27 protein-coding genes are annotated in these 25667 nt (G+C 46.9%); 14 read left to right on the top strand and 13 right to left on the bottom strand.

Going from position 1 to position 25667, the window contains the following annotated elements:
• Positions 1 to 18: 18 nt before the first annotated feature.
• The 3 genes from IC229_RS19205 to IC229_RS19195 all read right to left on the bottom strand — a co-directional run bounded on the left by IC229_RS19205 (position 19) and on the right by IC229_RS19195 (position 3852).
• Complete coding sequence (locus tag IC229_RS19205; RefSeq protein ID WP_190888630.1) at positions 19 to 1800, bottom strand: ABC transporter ATP-binding protein; 1782 nt, start codon at positions 1798 to 1800, stop codon at positions 19 to 21.
• Positions 1801 to 1887: 87 nt separating this feature from the next.
• Positions 1888 to 3213: a hypothetical protein gene (locus IC229_RS19200; RefSeq protein WP_190888629.1), complete on the bottom strand. Its 1326-nt coding sequence runs from the start codon at positions 3211 to 3213 to the stop codon at positions 1888 to 1890.
• Between the two features lie 117 nt (positions 3214 to 3330).
• On the bottom strand, positions 3331 to 3852 hold the full coding sequence (locus IC229_RS19195) for a DUF3592 domain-containing protein (RefSeq protein WP_190888628.1): 522 nt from the start codon (positions 3850 to 3852) through the stop codon (positions 3331 to 3333).
• Between the two features lie 306 nt (positions 3853 to 4158).
• On the opposite strand from IC229_RS19195, the gene IC229_RS19190 reads away from it, so the two are divergent.
• Together IC229_RS19190 and feoB are read left to right on the top strand one after the other, a co-directional pair.
• Positions 4159 to 4389, top strand: coding sequence for a FeoA family protein (locus IC229_RS19190; protein WP_190888627.1), 231 nt, complete (start codon positions 4159 to 4161; stop codon positions 4387 to 4389).
• A 106-nt stretch (positions 4390 to 4495) separates the two neighbouring features.
• On the top strand, positions 4496 to 6613 hold the full coding sequence (gene feoB / locus IC229_RS19185; RefSeq protein ID WP_190888626.1) for a ferrous iron transport protein B: 2118 nt from the start codon (positions 4496 to 4498) through the stop codon (positions 6611 to 6613).
• 119 nt (positions 6614 to 6732) lie between these two features.
• On the opposite strand, the gene IC229_RS19180 is transcribed toward feoB, so the two are convergent.
• Both IC229_RS19180 and IC229_RS19175 read right to left on the bottom strand, forming a co-directional pair.
• Complete coding sequence (locus tag IC229_RS19180; RefSeq protein WP_190888625.1) at positions 6733 to 6894, bottom strand: hypothetical protein; 162 nt, start codon at positions 6892 to 6894, stop codon at positions 6733 to 6735.
• A 208-nt stretch (positions 6895 to 7102) separates the two neighbouring features.
• Positions 7103 to 8608, bottom strand: coding sequence for an NAD(P)H-hydrate dehydratase (locus IC229_RS19175; RefSeq protein WP_190888624.1), 1506 nt, complete (start codon positions 8606 to 8608; stop codon positions 7103 to 7105).
• Positions 8609 to 8869: 261 nt separating this feature from the next.
• On the opposite strand from IC229_RS19175, the gene IC229_RS19170 reads away from it, so the two are divergent.
• From IC229_RS19170 to IC229_RS19150, 5 genes are all read left to right on the top strand, one after another.
• A complete protein-coding gene (locus IC229_RS19170) occupies positions 8870 to 9058 on the top strand; it encodes a hypothetical protein (RefSeq protein ID WP_190888623.1) in 189 nt (62 codons plus the stop codon).
• Complete coding sequence (locus IC229_RS19165; RefSeq protein WP_190888622.1) at positions 9055 to 9888, top strand: SPFH domain-containing protein; 834 nt, start codon at positions 9055 to 9057, stop codon at positions 9886 to 9888. Before IC229_RS19170 ends, IC229_RS19165 begins: the two co-directional genes overlap by 4 nt.
• A 155-nt stretch (positions 9889 to 10043) precedes the next feature.
• Positions 10044 to 10421, top strand: coding sequence for a 50S ribosomal protein L19 (rplS, locus tag IC229_RS19160; protein ID WP_190888621.1), 378 nt, complete (start codon positions 10044 to 10046; stop codon positions 10419 to 10421).
• 82 nt (positions 10422 to 10503) lie between these two features.
• Positions 10504 to 11283 carry a diaminopimelate epimerase gene (gene dapF, locus IC229_RS19155; RefSeq protein WP_190888620.1) on the top strand — a complete coding sequence of 260 codons (780 nt, stop codon included), beginning with the start codon at positions 10504 to 10506 and terminating at the stop codon, positions 11281 to 11283.
• Positions 11284 to 11343: 60 nt separating this feature from the next.
• The gene (locus IC229_RS19150) at positions 11344 to 12273 is read left to right on the top strand and encodes a bestrophin family protein (protein ID WP_190888619.1); all 930 of its coding nucleotides are present in this window, start codon (positions 11344 to 11346) and stop codon (positions 12271 to 12273) included.
• A gap of 202 nt (positions 12274 to 12475) precedes the next feature.
• Here the strand turns inward: IC229_RS19150 and IC229_RS19145 are convergent, their stop codons facing one another.
• Positions 12476 to 12781, bottom strand: a complete 306-nt coding sequence (locus tag IC229_RS19145; protein WP_190888618.1) for a rhodanese-like domain-containing protein — start codon at positions 12779 to 12781, stop codon at positions 12476 to 12478.
• 45 nt (positions 12782 to 12826) lie between these two features.
• Positions 12827 to 13123 carry a hypothetical protein gene (locus tag IC229_RS19140; RefSeq protein ID WP_190888617.1) on the bottom strand — a complete coding sequence of 99 codons (297 nt, stop codon included), beginning with the start codon at positions 13121 to 13123 and terminating at the stop codon, positions 12827 to 12829.
• Between the two features lie 221 nt (positions 13124 to 13344).
• On the opposite strand from IC229_RS19140, the gene htpG reads away from it, so the two are divergent.
• On the top strand, positions 13345 to 15174 hold the full coding sequence (htpG, locus tag IC229_RS19135) for a molecular chaperone HtpG (RefSeq protein ID WP_190888616.1): 1830 nt from the start codon (positions 13345 to 13347) through the stop codon (positions 15172 to 15174).
• 64 nt (positions 15175 to 15238) lie between these two features.
• Here the strand turns inward: htpG and IC229_RS19130 are convergent, their stop codons facing one another.
• The 4 genes from IC229_RS19130 to IC229_RS19115 all read right to left on the bottom strand — a co-directional run bounded on the left by IC229_RS19130 (position 15239) and on the right by IC229_RS19115 (position 19403).
• Positions 15239 to 15871 (bottom strand): DUF4126 domain-containing protein, encoded by a 633-nt coding sequence (locus IC229_RS19130; protein WP_190888615.1) that lies wholly within the window; start codon positions 15869 to 15871, stop codon positions 15239 to 15241.
• 9 nt (positions 15872 to 15880) lie between these two features.
• Entirely contained in the window at positions 15881 to 16735 is an 855-nt protein-coding gene (locus tag IC229_RS19125) for a hypothetical protein (RefSeq protein WP_190888614.1), read from the bottom strand.
• Positions 16736 to 16781: 46 nt separating this feature from the next.
• Positions 16782 to 17588 (bottom strand): hypothetical protein, encoded by an 807-nt coding sequence (locus IC229_RS19120; RefSeq protein WP_190888613.1) that lies wholly within the window; start codon positions 17586 to 17588, stop codon positions 16782 to 16784.
• 321 nt (positions 17589 to 17909) lie between these two features.
• Positions 17910 to 19403, bottom strand: a complete 1494-nt coding sequence (locus IC229_RS19115) for an ATP-dependent DNA helicase (protein ID WP_190888612.1) — start codon at positions 19401 to 19403, stop codon at positions 17910 to 17912.
• 164 nt (positions 19404 to 19567) lie between these two features.
• Between IC229_RS19115 and IC229_RS19110 the strand changes: the two genes are divergently transcribed.
• The 4 genes from IC229_RS19110 (at position 19568) to coaD (ending at position 22243) form a co-directional block, all read left to right on the top strand.
• Complete coding sequence (locus tag IC229_RS19110) at positions 19568 to 20005, top strand: CBS domain-containing protein (RefSeq protein ID WP_190888611.1); 438 nt, start codon at positions 19568 to 19570, stop codon at positions 20003 to 20005.
• A gap of 138 nt (positions 20006 to 20143) precedes the next feature.
• Positions 20144 to 20659, top strand: coding sequence for an NUDIX domain-containing protein (locus tag IC229_RS19105; RefSeq protein ID WP_190888731.1), 516 nt, complete (start codon positions 20144 to 20146; stop codon positions 20657 to 20659).
• A 111-nt stretch (positions 20660 to 20770) separates the two neighbouring features.
• Complete coding sequence (locus IC229_RS19100) at positions 20771 to 21673, top strand: DUF3822 family protein (RefSeq protein WP_317171601.1); 903 nt, start codon at positions 20771 to 20773, stop codon at positions 21671 to 21673.
• 99 nt (positions 21674 to 21772) lie between these two features.
• A complete protein-coding gene (coaD, locus tag IC229_RS19095; RefSeq protein ID WP_190888610.1) occupies positions 21773 to 22243 on the top strand; it encodes a pantetheine-phosphate adenylyltransferase in 471 nt (156 codons plus the stop codon).
• Between the two features lie 9 nt (positions 22244 to 22252).
• On the opposite strand, the gene IC229_RS19090 is transcribed toward coaD, so the two are convergent.
• Entirely contained in the window at positions 22253 to 22957 is a 705-nt protein-coding gene (locus tag IC229_RS19090; protein ID WP_190888609.1) for an NUDIX hydrolase, read from the bottom strand.
• 119 nt (positions 22958 to 23076) lie between these two features.
• On the opposite strand from IC229_RS19090, the gene IC229_RS19085 reads away from it, so the two are divergent.
• Together IC229_RS19085 and IC229_RS19080 are read left to right on the top strand one after the other, a co-directional pair.
• Complete coding sequence (locus IC229_RS19085) at positions 23077 to 24366, top strand: hemolysin family protein (protein ID WP_190888608.1); 1290 nt, start codon at positions 23077 to 23079, stop codon at positions 24364 to 24366.
• A 130-nt stretch (positions 24367 to 24496) separates the two neighbouring features.
• Positions 24497 to 24832, top strand: coding sequence for a hypothetical protein (locus tag IC229_RS19080; protein WP_190888607.1), 336 nt, complete (start codon positions 24497 to 24499; stop codon positions 24830 to 24832).
• Positions 24833 to 24871: 39 nt separating this feature from the next.
• Here the strand turns inward: IC229_RS19080 and IC229_RS19075 are convergent, their stop codons facing one another.
• Entirely contained in the window at positions 24872 to 25618 is a 747-nt protein-coding gene (locus IC229_RS19075; RefSeq protein WP_190888606.1) for a LytR/AlgR family response regulator transcription factor, read from the bottom strand.
• Positions 25619 to 25667: the final 49 nt, after the last annotated feature.

The following is a 25667-nucleotide window of genomic DNA, read 5'->3' as shown; positions in this document are numbered from 1 at the left end:
TAGCATCGGTTTTGTTGGTTAACCCAGCACCGTAGCCGCTAACCGGCTGATGTTGAGGGTGCGGGCGTTCGAGTCGATAATGTTTCGATAAAGACCACCATCCTGATAAAGCGATTCATGGGTTCCCTGCCCAATTACTTCGCCTTCCTCAAGCACATAAATCTTATCGGCATCCATGATCTGGCTGATGTTGTGCGAAATGATTAGCACGGTCCGGTTTTGCTTGACGGCATCCAGACTTTCCTTGATTTGCTCGGTTGTGATAGCATCCAGACTCGCAGTTGGCTCATCCAGCAGCAGCACGGGCGGATTTTTGAGAAACAATCGGGCAATGGCGATACGTTGTTGCTGACCACCCGACAACGACCGGGCTTCAGTTTTGTAGCCTTCGGGCAAACGTAGCACCTGATCGTGCAGGGAGGCTTTGCGGGCCGCTTCAATCACTTCTTCGTCAGTAGCTTCCAGCTTACCGTATCGAATATTTTCTTCAATGGTTCCGGCGAAAATGTGATTTTTCTGAAGGACCAACCCTACATTCTCCCGGACAAAATCACTGTCGTAGGACGCCAGCGGTTGTCCATCGAGCAGAACGCTTCCTTGTGTCGAGTCGTAAAAACCGGCCAGTAGATTCAACGCTGAACTTTTCCCTGCTCCCGACAGTCCGACCAGCGCTGTTACTTTGCCCGGTTCAAGGTCAAGTGTTACGTTACGTAGCGCCTGTTTGCCATTTGGGTAAACGAAATCAACGTTACGTAGCGAGAAATGGCCTTTCCAGTTCGTTGTGGTTAACGTACCGCGCTGATGCAGATACGTATTGTTTTCAATCATATCGAAAAAGCCTTCGGCGTATACCAGCGCTTCGGAATATTCGTCGTAAATACGGTGCAGGTGCCGAACAGGAGCCGATACGTTGTTGAACAACATGATGTGAAGAAGAATAGCCCCAACGCTCATCTGGCGGTTCAAGACAAAGTAAATCGTGACCACAAAGACCAGCACAATACCCATCTGCTCGGCAACACTCTTCAGGCCATCGAACAGGTAATTGGTGCGGTGATGGCGAATCTCGTTTTCACACAAACTTCGGTTAATATCCTGCTGACGGCCCTTTTCGTACCCTTCCCGCACAAACGATTTCACCACGAGAATAGACTCCAGCAATCCGAACAGCGCGTTGGCTTTGTTTTCCCGCACGTCCTGAATATTCCGGCGAATCTGTTTCTGGCGATTCGTCTGCTCGCGACTGATGTAGGCATAAACCGGCAAGACCAACGTAGCAACAAGGCCCACTCCTATATTCTTATTGTAAATCAGCACCAGCGCGAAGGCTGCATTTGCCATCATCGGAATAATATCGACAAACAGATTTTTGACGGTTTTGGTCAAATTCTCGATGCCCTTATCGATACGTTTTTCGAGTTTCCCCGTCTGATTCTGATTCAGCGCAAAGAACGAAAGATGGTACGAAACAATACGTTGGATAGTGTAGTCGTAAAGATCGGCGGCCATCCGAAACCGAATCCGATCGCTCAGGAACTTCTGGCCTAACTGAACCAGCAGACTCAGTACTTCTTTGCCCAGTAGAATCGCTACCAGAGTGCTCACAACCCAGCTTACTTCTCCTTTGTCGATGGGTTTTTTGAGGAGATTCTGGACTGTATTTACCGTGTATTCCATCACCAGCGGTGTTACTTGTGCCAGCAAAGCTCCAATCGTAGTGAGGAAGAGGGCCAGCGCCAGGCTTCCCCGGTAGTTGCGCACAAAGGGCCAGAGTTTGCGGATTAGCAGAAAGGTACTCATAAGTGGGAAGTGATGGAGGATGAGAAAAACAGGAGCGGTTGCTACGTTGCTGGTATTTTCGGGCGTGAATTATCGAGGCAAAACACCTTAAATCAGTTGCCGAATGAATTCCTGTGTATTGAGCCGTCCATCGGTTTGATAATCGTAGAAAAGCTCGGTCATGGAAGCCACAATGTGCGGGTCTTCAGTCAGGAAAGCCGTCAATTTGGTAGCCCGTCCACTGGCACTGGAACCGCTTCCCAGGATGCAGACGCAAAGTCCACGGAAAATACCCGGTTTGTTTTCGCGGGGAGCACTGATGAACAGTTGCACCGGCAACGTCTTGTTCACTTTGGAAACCCGGATGCCTAACTCCTGCATCTCCTGAACAGCCTGTGTATGGTCTTTGTATAACTGGCTAACCAAGAGTGATTTAGGGTCGTTTGCTTCTTCGGAAGAGGGAACCAGAAAACGGTTGTGATGCGGAATATCGTCGCGTTGATTCAGAATTGAGTTGCTACCCGGACGATACGTCTCAACCGATACGTGTTCGTTGACAACCTTACCCAAATATTTCAGGAATGCATGCGTAGCACCTTCGTTCTGATCATTTAATGTTACGAATTCAACGTGTGCATCGCTGCCCATTTTTTGCAGATACAGAGCAGCTCCTTTCAACTTGTTTTCGATGTCAGTACGGTCGCGCTGGAGGGCTTCGGCTTTGCGAGCATAGTCAAACTGCGTAGCGTTACGTAGCTCGTGGGGCTTCAGGTTGGCGTGTTTTGCTACGTATTCCATCCGGAATGGTGCTATACCTTCGACCCGCGCCGTATTGGAGAGAACCAGCAAATCATTTCCCTGCGACTGAGCCGAATCAATAACTTTCCCGATGCCATTCAGTAATTCGTCGGCACCTTCCATCAACTGCACTTTTTCGTTCACTTTGCCACTCACGTCGACCATCAACGTATTGAGCGATTGCGTAGCCTGAACCAGCAGATTGGTCTGAGTTTTAATGTGTTCCATTTCCTGCTGATTGAGTTTCTCCTTCTGGCGGTTCGCTTTCTCCGTCGAAACGGTAACGAACAACCCAATGAAAATTCCGACAATACCACCCATCAACCCGGCTATATCCAGTTCGCGAATGTAGCGATCGATTCCAGGGCTGAAGTACGTCTGTTGATCCGACCAGATACCAGTTTTAGGATTTATCTGGTAATTAGACAGGTAGTGGGCCGAATCGTTGAAGACATAAAACCATTTGAAACCCATCGAAATCAATAAGGCAACGAAAGGAATCATGAACAGAACGGTAAACAAAACCGGGTGTCGCCGAATGATTTCGTAAAGCACAGTGAAGAAACCTGCATCCTCAGTTTTTGAGTCGTTACTGACAAAAGGATGAGAAGCGGAGGTAGGCAGAGCTGTTTGCATGATTAGTTGATTGTTAAGGCAGTACAAAGGTCTCTGGTTATCAGCTGGCGAACTATCCAGAAAGACATACATTCTGCCTATAGGAAAACCTATAATTTGTGAGAGAAGCGTTTGATTTTACTTGATGTTGGCTGACGAAACAGGCAGGGAATCCGGCGCAGTGAATATGGTAAAGGCGATAAACGCAAGCATAATCGCGCAAACGGAAAGAGCAATCCAGGGCAACATCAAGCCTAATAAAGTGCCACGTTCGCGGGCTTCACTCGGCTTGCTGGGATTGTAAAATAAGGTATAGGATTCTCCTGGTGCTGGTAACGTAGCAAACACACTGAAATACGAGTAGTGCTTATAGGTAACACCGTTCAGTACGTATTCTATAGTCAGTCGTTTCATAAACTTGCCCCAGACGAATCGTACCCGACGATCAATAATTTGCCCAATCGTTTGACTGGCTTTTTTGAACCAGTTACGTTCTTGCTGATACGTTCTGACCAGCATAACAACGGGTATAAAAACCATAATCAATAAGGCTAATGGGCTATGCCATACATTCATAGTATAGCTAACAAATAGTGCTATTTGTATCAGGGCGATTCCCATCGTCAGGACGAAAGTTTTTAGGTAATTTGCGGTCTTCATGACGAGTTGTTTTTAGAAGATTGATTTGTTTAAGAACAAGACAAAGGTCAGGCGCTGTCATTCGCCGAATCCTATGCAAACACCTACATTCTGACTACAGGAAAACCTATAATTTGACGTAATTCAGTACATTATGGGTCAAAATTTGGCTTAAAAACAGGAAATTTGGGAGTTACGCGAAATCGTTAGATATAGGATTTGTAAGTAAGTCGTTTGCATCCCAGAACTTTCTGCAGTAATCTTGCATTACTTAAAATAAATCTAAATAAGCATATACGTACAAGCGCTTATATTGCCTTCTAATTAATGAACAAGCGTAGTGTAGCCGACCTCAAGACAGGTGAACGAGCCACAATTCAGTCATTTACAGATGAAACCATGTCGCTCAAATTGCTCGAAATGGGTTGTTTGCCAGGGGCTCAGGTGTATCTGTCGGCGAAGGCTCCGCTAGGCGACCCCATTTGCCTAAACGTAGCGGGTTACGTGCTGGCCATGCGTAGAGCCGAAGCTGCAACTATTTTAATTGATAATGATTAATGAAAAATGTACAACGATTAGTAGAGCAATGAATTTATCAGCTCATGCTACGTTATCTATTATTCAATTTACGTTATCCATTATGCATTAATCATTATTCAATACTTTGAAATCGTCTCCAGTTATAGGTCTTGTTGGTAACCCGAATGCGGGAAAATCGTCGTTGTTTAACCAACTGACCGGATTGCGGCAGAAAACGGGTAATTTTCCCGGTGTTACGGTCGACAAAAAGTCGGGGCCGTGGGCTATTGATGAACAGACTACCGCCACCGTCGTTGACTTTCCCGGTATTTATTCGATTTACCCAAAATCCCTGGATGAGCAGATTGTCACCGATGTTCTGGCGAACTCCAACCACCCCGATTATCCGGACGTAACGATTGTCGTTATTGATGCGTCGAACCTGCACCGAAACCTCCTGTTATTCACGCAGGTAATTGATTTGGGCGTACCTGTTGTCCTGGCGCTGAACATGCTCGACGTAGCAAAAGACGAAGGCAAGGAGGTGAATGCGGTACGTCTGGCAATGCAGTTTCAGGTGCCCGTGGTACGTATCAATGCGCGCACGGGCGAAGGGCTGGAACCACTCAAAAAAGCCGTCTTAAGTCAGCTTCGTCAGCCCAGTTTTGCCGAGAAACTCTTTTTTGATCCAGAAAAGTCGGCCAACGGTGTCATTGCAGACACGAAAACGCAGTACCAGCTTAGTAATAATTACCTGGCGTTGCAGTATGTCGTTCAGCATGACGGATTTTCGTTTCTGAATACGCAGCAGCGGGTTGGTTTAGATGCCATCATCGATAAGCACAACTTCAACGAAACCAAATTCCTGGCGTCCGAAACCATTGATCGATACCGGCACATCGGCCCCATCGTCGACGACGTAGTAACCGACCGCCGACCCGCCAACCAACGTACCTGGACGCAGCGACTCGACCGAATTCTGCTACATCCCGTTTGGGGATACGCCATTTTCCTGCTCATTCTCTTGCTGATTTTTCAGACCATTTTTGCGTGGGCCCAGCCCTTTATGGATGGAATCGACGCGGGAGTAGCCTGGCTCAATGGCCAGTTAAAAGAAAGCCTGCCTGTCGGCCCTCTCTCTGATCTGCTCACAGACGGGATTCTGGCTGGAATTGGAGGGATTCTGGTGTTCATTCCGCAGATAGCCTTCCTATTTCTGCTGGTGGCGTTGCTTGAAGAATCGGGTTATATGTCGCGGGTGATGTTGATTATGGACCGGCTGATGCGGCCGTTCGGGTTAAACGGACGTAGTGTTGTTCCCCTCATTTCGGGCGTAGCCTGTGCGGTTCCGGCTATCATGGCGACACGTAGCATTGGCACCCGGCGCGACCGACTCATTACGATTCTGGTAACTCCGCTGATGAGTTGCTCGGCCCGATTGCCCATTTATACGATTCTGATTGCGCTGGTAGTGCCGAGTCAGCGAGTTTGGGGCATTTTTAACGTACAGGGGCTTGCCCTGATGGCTCTTTACCTATTGGGTTTAGTAAGTGCCTTATTAGCTGCCTTAGTATTGAAACTCGTCCTGAAGGCGAAGGAACGTAGCTACTACATTATGGAGCTTCCTACGTTTAAACTACCACGCTGGAACCACGTAGCACTGACGGTTTGGGAAAGTGTTCGGGCTTTTGTATGGGAAGCGGGTCGGGTTATTCTGGCCATCTCAATAGTGTTATGGGTGCTGGCCAGCTACGGTCCCGGTGATGCTATGGACAAAGCAGAAGCGAACGTCCGGCAACAAAATACTTCATTAGGAAACGATGAACTTCAAAACCAAATTGCTTCCGAACGGCTTGAAAAATCCTATGCTGGGGTATTTGGTCATTTTATCGAACCTGTTATCCGACCTCTCGGCTACGACTGGAAAATCGGTATCGCCTTACTGAGTTCATTTGCCGCCCGCGAAGTATTTGTCGGGACTATGTCGACGATTTACAGCATCGGTAGCAGTGATGATGAAACTGGTGTTACCATCCGCGAACGACTCCGTCAGGAACGTAATCCGGAAACGGGCGGCCCCATGTACACGCCAGCGCTGGCGTGGTCGCTGCTGATTTTTTACGTATTTGCGATGATGTGTATGAGCACGTTAGCTGCCACGCAACGCGAAACAAAAAGCTGGAAATGGCCTGCGGTTCAGTTAGTCTACATGATGACACTAGCCTACGTAGCGGCCTTTGCTACGTATCAGTTTATGAAATAAAATTGTCTGAACCAGGATTTAGCAGATTTAGGGATTTTCACGATTTTGCTTTTCGCTTCTTTGAAGCGCTCAATCATTTAACAAAATCCTGTAAATCCCAAAATCAGTTAAATCCTGGTTCAGAATAATATCCCTTTCGAAATCAAAGGATAAACGTGGTACACGATGTAGGCCAATAAGGCTACTGTTAAACTACCTAGTGCGGTAGTAGTATCGATGGTGGGGCGTGTTTTACGCACTGGCTGATCAAATTGCCAGCCGCGTTGGGCTGTTTGCTTCATAGGGGTTCATTAGATAGTTTACCAATGCAAAGTTGGGCACTTATCTATTGCTAATACAGCGCAAAAACCCCGTTTTTTATATGCGTAAAACTACCTGATTTGACGTCAGGAAATAGCCAGTAACACTAAAAAGGGTTGATTTAACCTAAAAACGGCCTTGATAAGCAAGCAACAGTAGTGTATATACGTTGATTGCTCGACTATGGATTTACTCCCAACGTAGCGCATCGATCACGTCAGAAGCCACCATACCGATGGCTCCCCGTTGCTCGGCGGCCTTATCGCCAGCCAGACCGTGGGCAAAAACGCCCAGAACAGCAGCTTCAACAGGATCATATCCCTGCGCTAATAGAGCCGTCAGAATACCCGTCAGTACGTCACCCGTTCCACCTGTACTTAGGCCAGGATTGCCCGTTGAGTTGAAATGCACATCGCCCTCTGGCGTGGCAATGGCCGAATAGGCACCTTTCAGCACAACAATGACTCTGTGTTTTTGAGCAAATTCACGTAACAGGTCCAGTCTTTCATAATCATCGGACCATTTTCGGGTAAGGCGTTCAAACTCTTTCGGGTGAGGTGTCAGAATGCTGCTGACTGGTAGTTTTGCCAGTAACGACTTGTTCTCAGCCAATAAATTGAGCGCGTCGGCATCGACAACAATGGGCTTTTTAACCCCTGAAATTAATTCTTTTAGCATCGCCAGCGTTTCAGGCGTTTTACCAATACCCGGACCAACACCAACAGCAGCAAACTCGGTGGGAGACGTGTTATTACCGCTATGCCGAATACCCGTCAACTTGTCATCATCAATGTCGGGCTGACACATGGCTTCGGGAACGGCGGTTTGAATGATTCCGTAGCCGCTACGTGGCACCTGAACCGTTAGCAGGCCCACACCTGAGCGCAGACAAGCTCGCGACGCCAGTACGGCCGCACCAATTTTTCCGTAACTACCCGCCAGCAGAAGCGCATGACCGAACGAACCTTTGTGCGAAAAACGGTCTCGTTTACGTAGCAAAAGCCGAGCTTCATTAGGTTGTGTATAATAATAAGGAGTCCGGGCCTGATCAATAAATCGCTTCGACAACGTAATGTCAACAACCGACCACTGGCCAACGTAACGACCGTTCTGAGGCAGCATAAAGGCCAGCTTAGGCAACTGAAACGTAACGGTATAGTCAGGCTCGATGATAACGTCGTCAGGGTTATTGGGCTGATCGACCTGTAGACCACTGGCAATATCGACCGAAACCACCGTAGCGGGAGCTCGATTGATGGTTTCAATTACATGTTTAACGATACCATCGACCGGGCGCGATAACCCCGAACCCAGAATGGCGTCGATAATTACCTCAGTATGACGTAGCGCCGGTATATCCTGCGAAAATTCGATGTACTTTACGTTCTCCGTCAACAATTTAAGCCGCCGATGATTGTGCATGAAATCATCGGACTCGCGCGGAGCGTAACGGACTACGTAGACTTCGACCGAATAGGAACGTTCGAGCAGCAAGCGGGCAATAGCCAGTCCATCGCCCCCATTATTACCAAGCCCACAGAAGATTTTAGTTGGTTTAGTAGAAGGAAACTGATCGGCAAACCAGTCGACAAAAGCCAGCGCTGCCCGTTCCATAAGGTTGATAGGGGCAATGGGTTCATTTTGAATGGTGGCTTTATCGAGTGCTTTAATCTGGTCGACGCTGAGTATTTTCATGGATTTTATATAGGTGCCGCAACGTATTTCTGCAAAAGTATTTATTACGTATTGAAAAAATAGACTTCTGGAAGTTTGGTAGTAAACGTAATCATATTTGGATTGTTATCTTGCCTTAAATCAATATTGATATCGAACGGCTGAGAAATTCAAAAAATTGGCCTTGTTTTCGACCGCTTGAAATGTCTGGCTGCCAATCAATAAGTAGTTTGTCAACTTTGCTGAATTACCTACTTCATTTGTTTCTAAACTAAACCGTTCATGAAAATCAAAACTGCATTCCTGATTTTAATCTGGGCTGTTTTTTTCGTACTAGCTCTGGACTTTGGTTATGATCTTCTAAACCAGAAAGATACCCTGCTCAACATCGGCGGTTTTCTCGTGGTGGGTGCAGTACTTATTATTTCCCTTACAACTAAATGTTTCACCGTAAACCCCTTTAAAAGATGAGTAAAATGAGAATTGTTATCTGGTCAGTTGCTGTATTGTTTCTTGGTCTGGTTTTTGTTAATTCCTGTACCACAGTTGATGCGTCGCACGAAGGTATCAAAGTAAGTAAAATTGGCTCCGATCGGGGCGTTTCGGACATTGAGAACGTAACGGGCTGGATTTTTTACAATCCGCTTACGTCCTTTATCGAACAGTATCCCACCTTTACGCAAACCAAAGATTTCGAGCCATTTACGGTTAGTTCAAAGGGAGGAACCTTGTTTAAAATTGACCCAACGCTAAACTACCATCTGGTAAAAGGACAAGGCGCTAATGTGTACCGTAAGTATCGGAAAGAACTGCCTGATATTGAGAATAATATACTACGTACCATCGTCTATAATTCATACCGCGACGTAGCGAATTCATTTTCCCCCGACTCACTGGTGAACAACCGGGCTGGCTTTGAAGAATTAGTAGAAGGAAAACTACGCAAAGCCCTGGGCGATGACGGTTTTGCGTTTGAAAACATTACGTCGAATCTGACACCACCTGAGTCCCTACAGGCGATGATCGATGCCAAAAATACAGCCGTTCAAAACGCCTTACGCTTAAATAATCAGGTGGCATCGGAGAAAGCTGCGGCTGAGATAGCGATTACAAAAGCCACCGGTATTGCCCGCGCAAAAATCATTGAAGCCGAAGCGGAAGCTCGCGCTAACGAATTGAAACAGAAAACATTGACACCCATGTTGATTCAGCAGCAATGGATCGCCAAATGGAACGGTCAACTGCCGACAACACAGCTGGGAGGAGGCACTTCGACAATGGTGCAAATGCCTATAAAATGATACGTTCCGAAAACAGTACAAGACTAACGTAGCGGTCGAATAGCCGGATTCAAACAAAACCAATTGAGATTGTGGGATTTCGTTTGTTACTACAATGAAAAACACTATCTTTGCGGCTCATTTCGAAAATACTTACTGGCGATTTATATACGGTCATGAGCGAGTTAATTAAATTAGTGGAGGCAGACAACGCGCAACGTCGCACCGAATTGCCCTCATTCCGTGCAGGTGATACGGTGAACGTACACGTTAAAATCCGCGAAGGAAATAAAGAGCGTATTCAGGTGTTTACGGGTACGGTAATTCAACGCCGGAACCCAAGCAGCGGTGGTGAAACCTTTACGGTACGTAAAGTATCGAACGGCGTAGGTGTTGAACGGATTTTCCCAGTTCTGTCGCCTAACATCGACAAAATTGAAGTGGTGCGTATGGGTAAAGTACGTCGCGCACGTCTGTACTTCCTGCGTGGCCGTCAAGGTAAGGCTGCACGTCTGAAAGAGCGCAAACCAAAAGCAGTTGCAGCAGCAAAATAGCCTGTTTGTTTGCCAGAAAATCAAAAGCTGCCTTAACGGGTGGCTTTTTTTATGACAAAAGATTACAACCTTACAACTTCTCATGACCATTAACTTCGTAAAATACCAGGGAACCGGCAACGATTTTGTCTTGATTGACGACCGTACAGAAACGTTTCCGGCTTCCGATCAGGCATTGGTAGAAAAACTGTGCCATCGTCGGTTTGGGATTGGTGCCGATGGGTTGATTCTCCTGCGCAATCATCCTGATTATGATTTCCAGATGGTTTACTTCAATGCCGACGGCGCCGAAGGCAGCATGTGCGGCAATGGCGGTCGATGCATCGTTCGATTTGCTCATGATCTGGGCATTTTTCAGGAAGAAACACGTTTCCTGGCTGTCGACGGCGAACACACGGCTCGTGTAGAAGGAGAAGATATTTTTCTGAAAATGAGCAACGTAACGAGCGTCGATGAACGTAACAGCCTGACATTCCTAAATACCGGTTCCCCACATGTAGTACAGTTTGTCGATGATCTGGAATCTTACGACGTAGTGGGCGAGGGACGTAGCATTCGCTACAGTGCTACGTTTCAGCCGGGGGGCACGAACGTCAATTTTTCCCAGGTGCTTACTAACAATACAGTATTTGTCCGAACGTATGAGCGGGGCGTTGAAGACGAAACCTATTCCTGTGGTACGGGCGTAACAGCCGTTGCACTCGTCGCTCACCAGCAGCTTTCGCTACAGAGTCCGGTGCAAATTCGAACCATCGGTGGCAACCTGCGTATAGCCTTCAACGTAACGGGTGAAAACCAGTTTGATGCTATCTATCTGATCGGTCCAGCCAAACGGGTATTTGCGGGAATGATAACCGTTTAGCGCCAAGCGCAGTTATCTAATCAGCAAGCTGGCTGCCAAACACTACGTTACGCTTAACGAATGATTCTCTACAAAAACAAGGGCCTTTTTCCCTCTATCTGGCATTTTCATACAGGCCCCACCGCACGGGGTTTACTACGTCGGCTGATTGTCGTGGCTATCTACGTAGTCGTTGTCACAGTGGCCGAAATGCATTATACCGACCTAATTCTGAAAGATACTCCGACCTCATTTCTGGGTGCAATGGGTATCCTGCTGAGTCTTCTACTGATTTTTCGGACGAATACAGCCTACGACCGATTTTATGAAGGGCGGCAGGCTTGGGGCGTATTAGTAAACAACTGCCGGAATCTGGCTATTTTCTTCAACGCCGTACTGCCCGATGGTGATCAAGACAGTCGTGCCTTCTTTGCCAAATCCATTTCCAACTTTCCATTTGCCCTTAAAAATCATCTCAGAAATGTATCCGATATGCGCGAACTGGATATGGTTGAGGAAGGCGAACGCCGTGATCTGAGCAATTTCGATCATAAACCAGCGGGTGTCTCAAATCAGCTCTGGGTAAAAACAGAGAGCCTCTATCGTCAGGGTCATATATCTGAATCACAGCATATTAACCTGAATCAGCATCTGACTACTCTGATGGACGTATGCGGTATTTGCGAACGTATTAAAAGCACGCCGATTCCATTTTCGTACATGCTCTTCATCAAGCTGTTTATCATGCTATACGTAGCGCTGTTGCCGTTTACGATCATCACAGCTTTTGGTTACCTAACCATTCCCGCCGTGTTGCTAACATCCTACGTACTGGTCGGGCTGGAAATGATTGGTGAAGAAATCGAGGAGCCCTTCGGTTTGGAACGTAACAACTTGCCTTTGAGTCAATTAAGCCAGTTGATTCGGGTCAACGTCCACGATATTTTACAGATTTACTTACCTCCTGTTGAGAAGCAGGCTGCCAAACCTGGCTTCACCATCGTAACGTAATGGCGTGGGAAGCATGAAAACTATATATATAATCCTGTTTGCGATTTTTACTTTTTTCGCTGTTTTGACCGCAACGATAGTAATTTTGTTATTGTTTCAGGAACGGTATGAAGCCAAAATGTATTCAACCGTTTGTATCGTTTTCACAATTCTCTCGATCCTGGTTGGGTCAAAACTCAAAGACTTGTGATATCATCCTAATTCATACGTCCTCAATAATTCCACCGTGAAGATGATAAATAGTCTTTTCCTTAAACTCCGGTTGACGTAGTAAATCTTTAGCGGCTACTTTGCTACGTACGCCATTCGTGCAAATCACCAGTAACGTATCGTAGGGGAGGAGTTCGGCTTTGCGGGCGCGGATATCGGGCAGCGGAATATTCAGTCCACCAATATTAAATTCGTCAAATTCCCACTCGTCCCGCACATCGACAACGGCGGTATTGGGTTGACGACGTAGCGTTTCAAGTTCCGGCAGGGAAATATCCGTGTAGGTTGGCGAAGTCATACACGAACGTAACAACCAATTTTCAGTGCGTGTTCAGAAGAGCGATTAACGCGCTTTGATTTCCAGAATCTCAATTTCGGCTACACTAGGCGTATGACCCCAGCCACACAGTAACTTGACTTGTTTTCCCGTCTCAATGAACCGAACCGTTACATTACGTTCATTGCTGTTTGGTTTGGGTGGAATGGTTGCCAGCGCTTTCTGATAAATAGGCAACGTAGCGTCCGTCGGTTTATAGGGAATACCATTGCCGGTTGAGTCGGTTTTTTCCAGGCGAACATGGTCTTCGCAACCGTCAGCAATGAGTGAACTATCGGAAATATAAGCGGCCTCAGTACGCACGAGGCTGTCTATTTGAGTACGCTGACAACTTAACAGGACGACTAGCAGACAGAGAAAAACGGATTTCATGGCTTCAACTTTTCTGTATAGACCAGAAAATCGGGCAGGGGGTTGTAAGGCTACCAAAAATTGAAAACTGTCAATCTGTCAGATAGGAACGTACTGGAACAAGATTTGAAGAGCGCCGTTTATGTAATCAAGTAGCCATCTAATAGTAAACTATGGAAACCCTACAAAACGAAAAGGGACAGATTTCGATCCACACAGAGAATATCTTCCCGATCATTAAGAAATTTCTGTATTCTGACCATGAAATTTTCCTGCGCGAGCTAGTCTCCAACGCCGTCGATGCTACGCAAAAACTGCGTCAACTTTCATCATTTGGCGAATTTGGTGGTGAACTGGGTGATCTGAAAGTAACGGTTTCGCTGGATGAAGAAGCCAAAACTATTACCGTTAGCGACAATGGTATCGGGATGACCGCCGAGGAAATCAAAAAATACATCAACCAGATTGCTTTCTCCGGCGCGTCTGATTTCCTCGAAAAATACAAAGACAAAACTGATGACAAAGGCCAGATTATCGGTCATTTTGGCCTAGGATTCTATTCGGCGTTTATGGTGGCGTCGACGGTCGAAATCGTCTCGAAATCGTATCGCGATGGGGCAGAGGCAGTACGTTGGACATGCGATGGTTCGACTGAATTCGAAATTTCACCCGCTGAACGTAGTGAGCGCGGCACCGACATAATTCTGCACATCGCATCTGATTCAGAAGAGTTTTTGAATAAAGGTCGCTTACAGAGCATTCTCGATAAATATGCCCGATTCCTGCCTGTTCCCGTTGAATTCGACGGAAAAACGGTAAACAATACGTCGCCCATCTGGACAAAAGCGCCGTCGGAACTGACTGACGAAGATTATAAGAATTTCTATCGTGAGCTGTACCCGATGAGCGAGGAACCGCTTTTCTGGATTCATCTGAACGTCGATTATCCGTTTAACTTAACCGGGATTCTCTACTTCCCACGTATCAAAAACGAACTGAGATTCCAGCGCGAGAAAATCCAGTTGTATAGCCGTCAGGTGTTCATTACCGACGAAGTGAAGGACGTAGTGCCCGACTTCCTGATGATGCTACATGGCGTAATCGATTCGCCAGACATTCCGCTGAACGTATCACGGAGCTTCCTCCAGGCTGATGCTAACGTAAAGAAAATCAACGGATACATCACCCGGAAAGTCGCCGATAAACTCAATGATCTGTTCAACGCCGACCGTAAAGCATTCGAAGAGAAATTCGATGACATCGGTCTGTTTATCAAATACGGAATTCTGAGCGACGATAAATTCTGGGAAAAAGCCAGGAATTTCGTGCTGCTGAAAAACACCGAAGGTGAATTTGCTACGTTGGACGAGTATCAGGAGAAAGTGCAGGCCAACCAGACCGACAAAAACGACATGGTAGTGCTGCTTTACACTTCTGACCGCAAACAGCAGGACGCTTATATTGAATCGGCTCGTCGGCGCGGTTACGACGTATTGCAGATGGACAATATCATCGATGCCCACTTTATCAACGCGCTGGAACAGAAGCTGGAAAAGGTTCATTTCGTGCGCGTTGATGCCGATACGTTGGATAAACTTATTGACAAAGGGCTGAATAACGAGAGCGTATTATCGGAAGATGACCAGAAAAAACTGAAGGAAGTTTTCGATCAGGTATTGGATAATAAAATGCTGAACGTCAGCGTCGAAGCCATGCCTACCGATGAACTTCCAGTGACCATCACGATGCCAGAGTTTATGCGTCGGATGAAAGATATGTCGGCTTTGTCAGGAGAATCTTCGTTCTACGGAAATTTCCCGGCTACCTACAACGTAGCGGTTAACGCCAATCACCCGCTGACGGCAAAAATTCTGACCGAAACTGATGCTGATACGCAGAAATCACTGGTGAAACAGGTGTACGATTTAGCGCTTCTGTCGCAAAACATGCTCACCGGCGCCGATTTGACCGCCTTTGTTCGCCGGACGGTTGCTACGTTGTAATTGACGATTTGAAGTAGAAAATTGGGCGTTGGTTCGGGATGTTAACCTGGGCCAACGCTCTTTTTTAGGACCGACCGTTGTTGCTACGTGGTATCTGCGTGATGGAGCCTCCTGCCTGTTTGGATGGTCGCGAAAACCATATTTTTCGTTTGGCGATCAGTCGACTCAGAACGAAAAACAATACAACGAAAATAAGTACAATGGCAATCAGCGGCAGAAAAATCGTGAACAGCGATAGCCCCACGGATGCTACGTTCTCGCCTGTGGCAATTATCGGATTGGCCGTTCCACCTGTAGTAGCCGTCGATCCCAAACGTAGCAGACTGGTTCCCGCCTGAATAATTCCCGCCGAACTTCCCCCCAGCATCAGGCCAAGTCCCCAACGTAATACGTCGTCATCGATGTGCAGGAACGACGTACTAAGCAACGTACCGGCAATGATGGAGGCTGGTGTAGCTATGGCATCCAGCAGGTTGTCGAGCCAGGGAATGTAATACGCTCCTAATTCAAAGACTGTCGCGACGGAAAGTCCTAGTAAAACAGGCCAGCCGCTAATCCATTCATAACCCGATACGGTGCCAATTACGCCTAATTTGGTAGCTAAGCTGGCAATCAGCAGCGGAATGAATACCCGAAAACCACAACAGGCCGCTAACCCGACGCCGATACAGGCACTCACAAACCATTCAATTGTCATAGTGCTACGTTATTCGTTTTTAGGACCTCTAGTTACTTCAATGGCCTGGGTTGAGAGTTCGGCTTTTGGCCACTGATGATACAAATCTGAAGACGTGTACAAGGATTTATAATCCTGTTCAGGGTTGACAAAGGCGCGAATCTGCCACTTAACGCCAGCTTCTCCTGCATTAGTGCTGCCAATATAGAGAACACATTTCCAGGTTCCGTTGCTTTCAACTTTAACGGGTGCCTGAATAAAATACTTATTCCAGCCTCCATCAGGCTCATAACTTCTGTTCCAGCTAATCGGGTGAACAACGACCCAAACTGAATCTGCATTCGATACGTTACCTTCAATAGCTACTATACGAGGTACAGTCTCTGCATTATGCGGTGTATGGATGACTAAATCACTCGCCCGCGACGGAAATAAATACTTAATGATTCCATAAACAACTAATCCAGTCAGAAATATGAAACCTGCCATAAATAGTTTACGATTCGCCGTATCAGGCGACGTTTTGGTCTGACTATCAGGCTGATTTCTAGTATCTGCAATTACGGTTGATTTTCCTTCGGCGTAGGAGCGACAGGTATTTAGAATTTTCTTTCCGGGCAGATAATTATCATCTGTGAACAGTAGAGCCAGCGTGTTTGTACTAGGAATATGAAGATTGTTATCCACCCGATCTATTCCTCTTACTACGTAAAACTCCTCAACGAAGGACTGCCGAAGCGGTTCATAATTGCCCCGATTCGTATTGTAATCGATGGTTGGAAATCGGACTTTATCGCGTTTGTAATACGTATCGTATTTGGTTCTGATTCTTTCGCGCAAGTTTTTTACCTCATCTATATTGATAGGATTGTCCTTATCTTCCATATCCGTGTGAATAAGCCTAAAAATAACACCACCTCAGGTCGATTTGTTATTTGCGAACTACTTCTACTATCGATGAGGTAAGCTCCGCTTCAGGCCAGGCGTAATAGATCTGTCCACTCTTCAATTCATGAACGGGATTGACGAACGCCCGTATTTGATACGTTAATCCAGCATGGTCGCTACTTTCGCTACCTGCATAAGCTACACCAACCCAATTCCCATCATGCTGAACTTTGATAGGTGGTTGTATCCAGTAATCTTTCCCTTTTTCGTAGCGAACGGCAAGCCATACCAATTCGGCATTTGATACGGTGCCTTTAACAACCAGCTCAACCGGAACAGGGCTTTGGGGAAGGGGGCGAATAATGACTAAGTTGCTGGGAACGGGGGTAGTAAATTGTCGGGCGATATACAGGAGAACAATCATACCGGTTAAAACCGCGAATCCACCGGCCATCAGCTTCGGAGATATCGATACAGGTTTTGTCTCAACCTGATCCGTAACGGATATGGGTGTATGATTCTCTTCGCTTATCGATCTTTCTGTTGCATACAACTTGCAAGTATCGAGCAATTTCTTGCCGGGTACGTAGTGCTCATCTGTGAAGAGGAGGGCTAAGGTATTCGTACTGGGAATATGAATTGCGCTTGACGTAGCATCCAGCCCTTGTACCCCAAAAAGCTCTTTTACAAAAGAATCCCGAAGCGGTTTGTAGTTTGCTCGATTGGTGTTGTATTCAAAGTCGGGGAAGTGGTCCCGGTCTATTTGCTGATATAAGCTGTATTTACTTTTTATGCCCTCGCGAAGGGCTTGCATCTCTATTTCGGGAATGGATTTGCTCACTTTTTCCATGCCGATAAAATAGCGGTAAATGAATGAAACTGAACCGAAGAAAAAACGTAATAGAACGGAAAGATAAACGAAAAACAGTAACGCAGCCAGTTTTCCCAAAAATATGATCTTTGTTTATCCCGACTTTCTATTCATATCTGTTCGTGGTTAAAATTGTCCTGTTGAACGAACATTATTCCGCTTCTATCCACACCATTTTTTAGTACTGAATCCTAACAAGTTAAGTCGCAGAGAAACGCAGAGGAGGCACGGAGATGCACTGAGAATTTATTTCCTCAGTGCATCTCCGTGCCTCCTCTGCGTTTCTCTGCGACTAACGTTTTACTGAAAAAACTGCGAATTAAAATTCATCAAAAAGGCTTCGTCAGTGGCGCGGGTCAGTGCCGTATATAACCACCGGACAAATTCATCGTTCACCTGCCCATCCGGTAAAAAGCCCTGGTCCACAAATACGGCGCTCCACTGACCACCCTGCGCTTTATGACAGGTGAGCGCATAGGCAAATTTCACCTGGAGAGCATTCAGATATGGGTCTCGCCGGATGGCTTCGGTACGTTCTTTCTTGCTCTTGATATAAAAATAATCCTTCATTACGCTCTCATACAGGCCCTTATATTGCTCAGAATTTAGCGATGGATTGGGTGAATACAACGTATCGAGGATAATTTTCGCTTCGAAATCGGGCTGATCCTCGTAATCAACCAAGCGTAACGTAACGGTGGCGAACCGAAAACCGTGCATTTCTTCCTTGTTACGTATCTTCTGGACTTCCACAAATTCACCATTCGCCAGAAAACCCGCTGCCGATTCTTCGTCGAGTATGGTGTAGTTGTTCCGGGCAATCATGAGCATGTCGCCCGCGTCGAGTTCTTCTTCACACTGGTCAATCATCCGCCTGACAAACTGGTTGTACTGAACAGCCGTTTTGTTAGACCGACAAATGATAGCCGTGTTTTCCCGGCCGTATTTATCGTAGGCGTAGCGAATGCCATCTTCCAGCTTTGTCAGCGGCATTTTGTAAATGTCGGTGAATGAGCGGACGTTCAGGCGAATGTCTGGTATTTCGGTGGGCGTAGGCGTGTATTTGTTGGTCAATAGCGTGTCAAAGTCGACCGCTTTAGGTGTGGGTGAAACGTCGGAATCAAGCAGCACTCGCAGGTTGGTTGCATTATATAAAATGCCCGATTCTTCATCCTGACGCATCACTTCGGTTAGTTCCTGTTCGTAAACTTTCATGTCGAAAGAACTGGCCAGAAAGCCCCGGTCCAGTGCCGGGCTCAACTCCCGACCGACAGGCGGCAATTGAGCCGTATCGCCCACCAGCATCAGTTTGTTACCCGAATTTTCGAAGACGAAATCAATTAAATCAGTCAGTAACCCTTTCCCGCCAAAATCGGCTTCATCCGAAATCATCGAGGCTTCATCGACAATGAACAGCGTATTTTCATGATAATTTTTCTGCCGTTGAAAGGCCAGAACGCCCGAGCCCGGGTCGGCCATCTGACGGTAAATTTTTCGGTGAATTGTCTGGGCAGGCTTTTTCGCGTAGCTGGTCATGACTTTCGCAGCCCGGCCAGTGGGAGCCAGAAGCACGGATTTAAAGCCAAATCGCGGCAGTATTTTGATCAACGTACCAACCAGTGTGGTCTTACCCGTACCGGCATAACCACGTAGCAGAAAGCAATCGCGGTAGTGCTCAAATTCTTCGTGAGTGATGAACGCGCCTATTTGTTCGAAGAACTGCTCCTGACCAGGAGTGGGCTTAAATGGGAATCGTTTGGCCATTAACTGAGCGGCCGTCTGCGTTTCATTCATATGCTTAAAGATACGAAAAAAAGGAGCAAGGGCCAAGGGGCGAAGGGCATGGAGTACAGGCAAATGGGCGAGGAAATAAACTTTTTTTACCCCATGCCCCATGCCCCTTGCCCCATGCTCCTTTTTTCCTATATTCACCCTCCACTAAAATCCTTCGACCCCTTATGAACATTCGTCAGATTCTCCAGAGCAAAAAGATTAATGCCCTCTATTCGGTATCGTCGGACCAGACCGTACTGGAGGCCCTCCGTGTCATGGCCGATAAGAACATCGGTGCTGTACTGGTTGTCGACAAAGGCATGCTGACCGGTATCTTTTCTGAGCGGGATTATGCCCGCAAGATTGTCTTGAAAGATCGGCATTCCGATGATACACGTATTGCCGACGTAATGACGGCCAACGTTATTACCATTGCTCCCGAACAAAGCCTTGAGGAGTGTATGCACATCATGTCCGACAAACACATCCGTCACCTGCCGGTGATGGAAACCGGGGAATTGTTAGGAATTATTTCGATCAACGACGTAGTGTCGGCTATCATTCGCGATCAGAAAACCCGTATCGACTCACTGGAGAGTTATATTTCGGGTAGTCCTTATTGATTGGCGTGTGTATGGCACACATCTTGATAGGCATACAGCATAATTGTCTACATTTGCGTCCCAAAAAAGCTTGAAAAAATTGTGACGAAAGTACTCGATGCGCCTGGTGTGGATGCGCCTGAGGTAGTGACGCCTAGAATGGAAGCGCCCGGTAAGGCAATTCCGCGCAAGTCGAATCCACGACGGGAAGTGCAGAAATTATATGGTAATCGCCTGCGATTGCGGGTGTGTGGGTTACACCGGGAGGGAGATCGATTGCTGATGGTTCGCCATCGTGGTATTGGTCCAACCGATACGTTCTGGTGTCCGCCAGGAGGTGGAGCGCAGTTTAATGAAAAAGCGCCCGACGCATTGATTCGTGAGTTTGCCGAAGAAACCGGTTTGCAGGTTGACATTGGCGAAATGCTGTTTGTAAACGAATTTATGCAGCCGCCCCTTCACGCAATTGAATTGTTTTTTACGGTTAACGTAACAGGTGGTACGCTCCGCCAGGGCATTGACCCGGAAATGGAGTTGGACGATCAGATTATTGAGGAAGTTCGGCTGATGAGTTTCGACGAGATAAAGAGTTACCCACCGGAAGAAGTGCATGCGTTGTTTCGCTATTGTAACTCGCTTGACGATGTATTTCGGCTGAGAGGGTATCTGCGTTAACTGCTTATATTGACTGAATACTTAAAAATGAATAGTACTAGTGCAAGCTGATAATTGAATGGATATTATCCATTCATCATTATAACTACTATTTTCTTATCCGCTAAAGTTGTGCAAACTGCTGTGACCCTCGCGCCAAATGTGATTATATCGTCTGACTCGTTCGATCCACGACGAACAGATACGTCCGTGTTGTGTTTAGAAGTCGGTCGTGACCGGTTTCGAATGATGGTGCAGAATAAGCGGGGGCAAGGTTTGTATCTGGAAGACTATACGTTTCCTACGTTACTAATTGACCGCCCGCTTACCGGCATTTTGCCCGATATATTTCAGGATCACCACGTATTATCGGCTGGCCCGTGGCAGGAGATTTGCATTGGGGTGAATTCACCTTCGTTCACGCTGGTTCCTTCCACGCTTTATCGGAAAGAATATGCGAGTAGTTATCTGGCACTAATGCGCGGAGGGGCGTTACCCCCCCACGAATTTGCACAGGCATACGTACATAAAGGCGAAGGATTCCTTTCAGTCTTTAATATGGAACACCCGCTGGCGAATTATTTCTCGGAAATGTATCCGCTTCAGCCCATAACTTTTGTGCATCAGACCAGTGCGCTCATCCAGGCAACTGCCGATTTGAATCGATATGCCCTTACACCCGATAATGTTTATTTATACTTTGAGGATGAGTTTGTGACGATTATCGTTCGGCGGAACAATCTGATGAATTATTGTAACCGTTTTGGTTATAAAAATTCGCAGGATTTGGCCTATTACATTCTCTACGTATTTAACGAAATCAGTCTCACTGCCGACGCTGTTAACGTAGTACTTTATGGCGAAATCACTCCTTTCGCCGAAGCGTATGCCGAATTGAGTCAGTTTCTTCCAAATTTGACTTTTGGACAAATTCCTCCGGGTTTATCGCTAATGCCAGAGTTCGGCGATTTACCCAGCCACCGTTATCTAAGCCTCTATGGGCTTGGTTTGATGGGCGAAAGAGCGAAAGAATGAAAGAGCGAAAGAGTACCGCAACGGATGTTGAATACCACCCGGCAGGTTCGCTCTTTCGCTTGTTCACTCTCTCGCTCTTTTACTATACCTCTCTTTCCCATGAAACGTATTGCCCTGTTTCCCGGCTCATTTGATCCTTTCACAAAGGGGCACGAAGACATTGTTCTCCGTGGTTTACGAGTTTTCGACGAAATTGTGATTGGGATAGGACGTAACGCCAGTAAGGCGCGTTACTTTCCCCTCGACCAGATGATTCGGTTGATAGAAGGCGCATTTCGGGATTACCCGGCAGTACGTGTCATCAGCTACGATGGTCTGACGGCACACGTAGCGAGGGATGTAGGCGCAAAATTTCTGCTACGTGGTTTGCGCAACACCACCGATTTTGAATATGAAAATGGCATCTCGCAGGTGAACCGGTACATTTACGAAGATGTTGAAACCGTGTTTCTCATTACGTCCCCTCACCTGGCTCCCATCAGCTCCAGCATCATCCGCGACCTTCATCGTTACGGTCAGAAGATTGACGAATTTTTGCCTTACAAGTTTGAGGAAAGCGTTAATCCTTAGCGGTAGCTGTTACCACTTATCGACCAGCTTATTGACAGAATCAATCACGTAGCGGATGGAACTGAAGGAGTTGGTAAGTGCCTGTTTGGCTTCACGCTGATCGAACCAGGCAAGTTTCTCAATATCTTCGTCGATCTGCGGAGTCATTCGACTGTCGTCCAGTAATGTCATTCGGTACCATTTGGTACGTTTCAGGATGCGGTTACCGTTTTGCGTATAGGTGTGCCAGGTTGTGCAGATGCGGTCGCCAATGGCCGCCCTTACGCCGGTCTCTTCTGTCACTTCACGGGCAGCTCCCCGTTTCGACGACTCCCCGTCATCCAGCTTGCCTTTGGGTAAATCCCAGACACCCCGCCGGAACATCAGAAGCATTTTTTTGCCTTTAAAAACCACTCCCCCAGCCGCTTTAATTACCTTAAACGGCTTTTTTATGGCTTCTTCGCAAGCTTCCTTGTCCAGACAACCCAGTGTAACTGACAACAGGTTATTAGCATTGGCTTTCTGTAACAGCGAAAGCAGTTTCGTAACCGTAGCAGGGGTCGTATTCAGGACCAGTAAATGTCCGTGGAGGACATCTTCACGTAGCGTTTCCAGTCGGGCGTCTACAATATGGTCATAGTCCTCGAGGGGTGGAGAGTCGGTTGAGACAGTGAGTTGGGCAGCCGCTTTAGGGCCAACGAGCCGGATTGGGCGGTCGTTAATAAAGACAATCATTAGCTCATTGCGTGATTAAGGCTGTAAATGTAATAAAACCAGGGGTCTATCGAACAGGTTAACCTGTTGGAAACAGGTTCAGTTTCTATATTTTTGCAACAGTCCAATCTTATTCCTTTGTGGAGATCCTCATTATTCTCTTACTGACGATTCTGAACGGCGTATTTTCCATGTCTGAAATCGCGCTCGTATCATCCCGTAAATCTAAGCTAGAGATAGCTGCTAAGAACGGCGACCGACGGGCGCAGATAGCCCTCGATCTATCAAACTCGCCCAACCGATTCCTATCGACCGTACAAATTGGTATTACGTTGATTGGCATTTTGCTCGGTATTTTCTCGGGCGATAAGCTGACCGACGACGTACAGGCGTTTGTAGGGCAAATTGAAATTCTACTGCCTTATGCACACTCTATTGCGGTTGTGCTGGTTCTCCTGATACTCACTTACTTATCGCTCGTGCTGGGTGAACTGGTGCCGAAACGTATCGGCCTCTCTAATCCTGAGGGGATCGCCAAGACGATGGCGGGTCCGATGATTCTGCTGTCGAGACTCACATCACCTTTCATAGCCCTACTTACTATATCGAGCGATTTGCTACTGAAAATCCTCAATATAAAACCCAATGAAAGTGCTGTAACCGAAGAAGAAATCAAAAGCCTGATTCAGGAAGGTACGTCGGGTGGGGCAATAGAAGAGATTGAACAGGAGATTGTTCAGAACGTTTTTCAGCTTGGCGACCGGAAAGTTACGTCGCTCATGACGAATCGCCAGGAGATCGTTTACCTTGATCTGGAGGATGAACCTGCCGAAAACAGGGCTAAAATCCTCGAATACAGACATTCGGTTTATCCACTTTGTAATGGGGGCGTCGATGAAGTAGTGGGTCTGATTTACTCGAAAGATTTTCTTGGGAAAGACCTTGATGAAGAGTTAATACGCCTGAATGATATCAAACGTGATGCCTTATTTGTTCCCGAAAACAACCGGGCCTATCAGGTGCTGGAGCGTTTTCGCGAACGACGGCAATACGTTGGCGTCATCGTCGACGAATACGGGGGAGTGTTAGGGGTTATTACGCTCAACGATATTCTGGACGTACTGGTTGGCGATATTAATGATGATGTCGATTCGGATTATGAAATCCGTGAACGCGAAGACAGTAGTTTTCTGATTGATGCCCAATTGCCTTTCGAAGATTTTCTCTCCTATTTCTCCATATCCATCAATGCACAAACCCGCCGTGAATTAACAGGTTTTGATACGTTGGGAGGCTTTGCCCTTTACATTCTGAAGGACATACCGAAGGCGGGCGAAACGTTTGTCTGGCACAAATACCAGTTTGAGATTATGGACATGGACAAAAGCCGGATTGACAAAATGCTGGTCAGGAAACTAGACGAAGAGTAAGATTTACTACGTCTGCAATCAACTTGGTGGAGCCTACAGGATTTTATGCCTGTAGGCTCTTTGCTTGTAAAGTATTTGAACAGCACCCGCGGTCCATACGTTATAGATGTGAAGCCAACTCATCAAAACCATGCGATACTTCATGCCTGATTCCAGCGAACCGACGGGTACTAATTCGAGCCACGTACCGACCGGAATGGAAAATGATCCTAATGCCGACGAGGAAGTGATTGATCAGCAAGCTGACGAACAGTATCCGAAACCAGCCGATCAGGCGGACGCGTTAGCCCAGCCCGACGTAGCACAATTGCCGCCTGATAAACTCGCTGATTCCATTGCCTACGCGCTTGATGGCAGTACGTCCGGCCTTACGAACGATACGCCCAACGTAGCAACCCACAAAATCATTACGGAAGGTATGACTGGCGCAGGCCCCGAAGATGAGGAAGAAGATCTGCGCCCCTGAACGTAGCATTTTATTGCCAATCAATTGTCTCAGAACGTATCATAACCAGCCAAACCTTTCCATCAGCCGGTCTTTCTGAGCGCGCGACACGGGAATGGTTTGCTGGTTCGACATGACAACGTAGCTGCCTTCGCCTTTGACGAATTTTTTGATGTGGCTCAGATTAATCAGAAACTGCCGGTGTATCCGCAGGAAATCACGCTCTTCCAGCAAATCCTGAATCTCGCGCAGGGGTTTCGTTACCAGATGATGCTGCCCATCAACTAAATAAAACTTAGTATAGTTGTCGTCTGCCTCACAATACAGGATGTCTTTCAAATTCACAAACGAAACTCCGTTCTGATAGGGGAGGGCAATGCGGTCGGGAAAGGGTTTTCCGGGATTATTGAATTGCTGTTTTAGAGCTTCCAACTGTTCGGGCGCGGTTTTTTGCTGTTTTTCTACCCGGGCAACAGCTTGAATTAACTCCTGTGTATCAATGGGTTTGAGCAGATAATCGATAGCGCTGTAGCGAAATGCTTTTAGCGCAAACTTATCATAAGCCGTTACGAACACCAGCGAGAACGATATACCTCCAACGGCTTCCAGAAGCTGAAAACCGTTCATCTGCGGCATTTCAATATCTAAAAACACGATATCGGGTCGGTAATCGAGAATGGCCTGTATGCCTTTATGACTATTGGTGCAGGAGGCTACTACGTCTACCTGTGGGCAATGTTGCGAAAGACGAAGCGCCAGTAACCCTACGGCATTGGGTTCGTCGTCGATAATAATGGCTTTTAGCATGAATTAAAGAGCGAAAGTGCGAAAGAGCGAAAGAGACTGCCGGACGGAA

Origin of the sequence: Spirosoma profusum, from assembly GCF_014699005.1 — a bacterium.
Lineage (GTDB): Bacteria > Bacteroidota > Bacteroidia > Cytophagales > Spirosomataceae > Spirosoma > Spirosoma profusum.
Note: the sequence above shows the minus strand (reverse complement) of the source record. Positions and strands in the feature narration are given on the sequence as shown.

Coding starts and splice junctions, on each gene's coding strand:
- IC229_RS19205 (WP_190888630.1), bottom strand. CDS start 1,800: ATGAGTACCTTTCTGCTAATCCGCAAACTCTGGCCCTTTGTGCGCAAC.
- IC229_RS19200 (WP_190888629.1), bottom strand. CDS start 3,213: ATGCAAACAGCTCTGCCTACCTCCGCTTCTCATCCTTTTGTCAGTAAC.
- IC229_RS19195 (WP_190888628.1), bottom strand. CDS start 3,852: ATGAAGACCGCAAATTACCTAAAAACTTTCGTCCTGACGATGGGAATC.
- IC229_RS19190 (WP_190888627.1), top strand. CDS start 4,159: ATGAACAAGCGTAGTGTAGCCGACCTCAAGACAGGTGAACGAGCCACA.
- IC229_RS19180 (WP_190888625.1), bottom strand. CDS start 6,894: ATGAAGCAAACAGCCCAACGCGGCTGGCAATTTGATCAGCCAGTGCGT.
- IC229_RS19175 (WP_190888624.1), bottom strand. CDS start 8,608: ATGAAAATACTCAGCGTCGACCAGATTAAAGCACTCGATAAAGCCACC.
- IC229_RS19170 (WP_190888623.1), top strand. CDS start 8,870: ATGAAAATCAAAACTGCATTCCTGATTTTAATCTGGGCTGTTTTTTTC.
- IC229_RS19165 (WP_190888622.1), top strand. CDS start 9,055: ATGAGTAAAATGAGAATTGTTATCTGGTCAGTTGCTGTATTGTTTCTT.
- rplS (WP_190888621.1), top strand. CDS start 10,044: ATGAGCGAGTTAATTAAATTAGTGGAGGCAGACAACGCGCAACGTCGC.
- dapF (WP_190888620.1), top strand. CDS start 10,504: ATGACCATTAACTTCGTAAAATACCAGGGAACCGGCAACGATTTTGTC.
- IC229_RS19150 (WP_190888619.1), top strand. CDS start 11,344: ATGATTCTCTACAAAAACAAGGGCCTTTTTCCCTCTATCTGGCATTTT.
- IC229_RS19145 (WP_190888618.1), bottom strand. CDS start 12,781: ATGACTTCGCCAACCTACACGGATATTTCCCTGCCGGAACTTGAAACG.
- htpG (WP_190888616.1), top strand. CDS start 13,345: ATGGAAACCCTACAAAACGAAAAGGGACAGATTTCGATCCACACAGAG.
- IC229_RS19130 (WP_190888615.1), bottom strand. CDS start 15,871: ATGACAATTGAATGGTTTGTGAGTGCCTGTATCGGCGTCGGGTTAGCG.
- IC229_RS19125 (WP_190888614.1), bottom strand. CDS start 16,735: ATGGAAGATAAGGACAATCCTATCAATATAGATGAGGTAAAAAACTTG.
- IC229_RS19120 (WP_190888613.1), bottom strand. CDS start 17,588: ATGGAAAAAGTGAGCAAATCCATTCCCGAAATAGAGATGCAAGCCCTT.
- IC229_RS19115 (WP_190888612.1), bottom strand. CDS start 19,403: ATGAATGAAACGCAGACGGCCGCTCAGTTAATGGCCAAACGATTCCCA.
- IC229_RS19110 (WP_190888611.1), top strand. CDS start 19,568: ATGAACATTCGTCAGATTCTCCAGAGCAAAAAGATTAATGCCCTCTAT.
- IC229_RS19105 (WP_190888731.1), top strand. CDS start 20,144: ATGGAAGCGCCCGGTAAGGCAATTCCGCGCAAGTCGAATCCACGACGG.
- coaD (WP_190888610.1), top strand. CDS start 21,773: ATGAAACGTATTGCCCTGTTTCCCGGCTCATTTGATCCTTTCACAAAG.
- IC229_RS19090 (WP_190888609.1), bottom strand. CDS start 22,957: ATGATTGTCTTTATTAACGACCGCCCAATCCGGCTCGTTGGCCCTAAA.
- IC229_RS19080 (WP_190888607.1), top strand. CDS start 24,497: ATGCGATACTTCATGCCTGATTCCAGCGAACCGACGGGTACTAATTCG.
- IC229_RS19075 (WP_190888606.1), bottom strand. CDS start 25,618: ATGCTAAAAGCCATTATTATCGACGACGAACCCAATGCCGTAGGGTTA.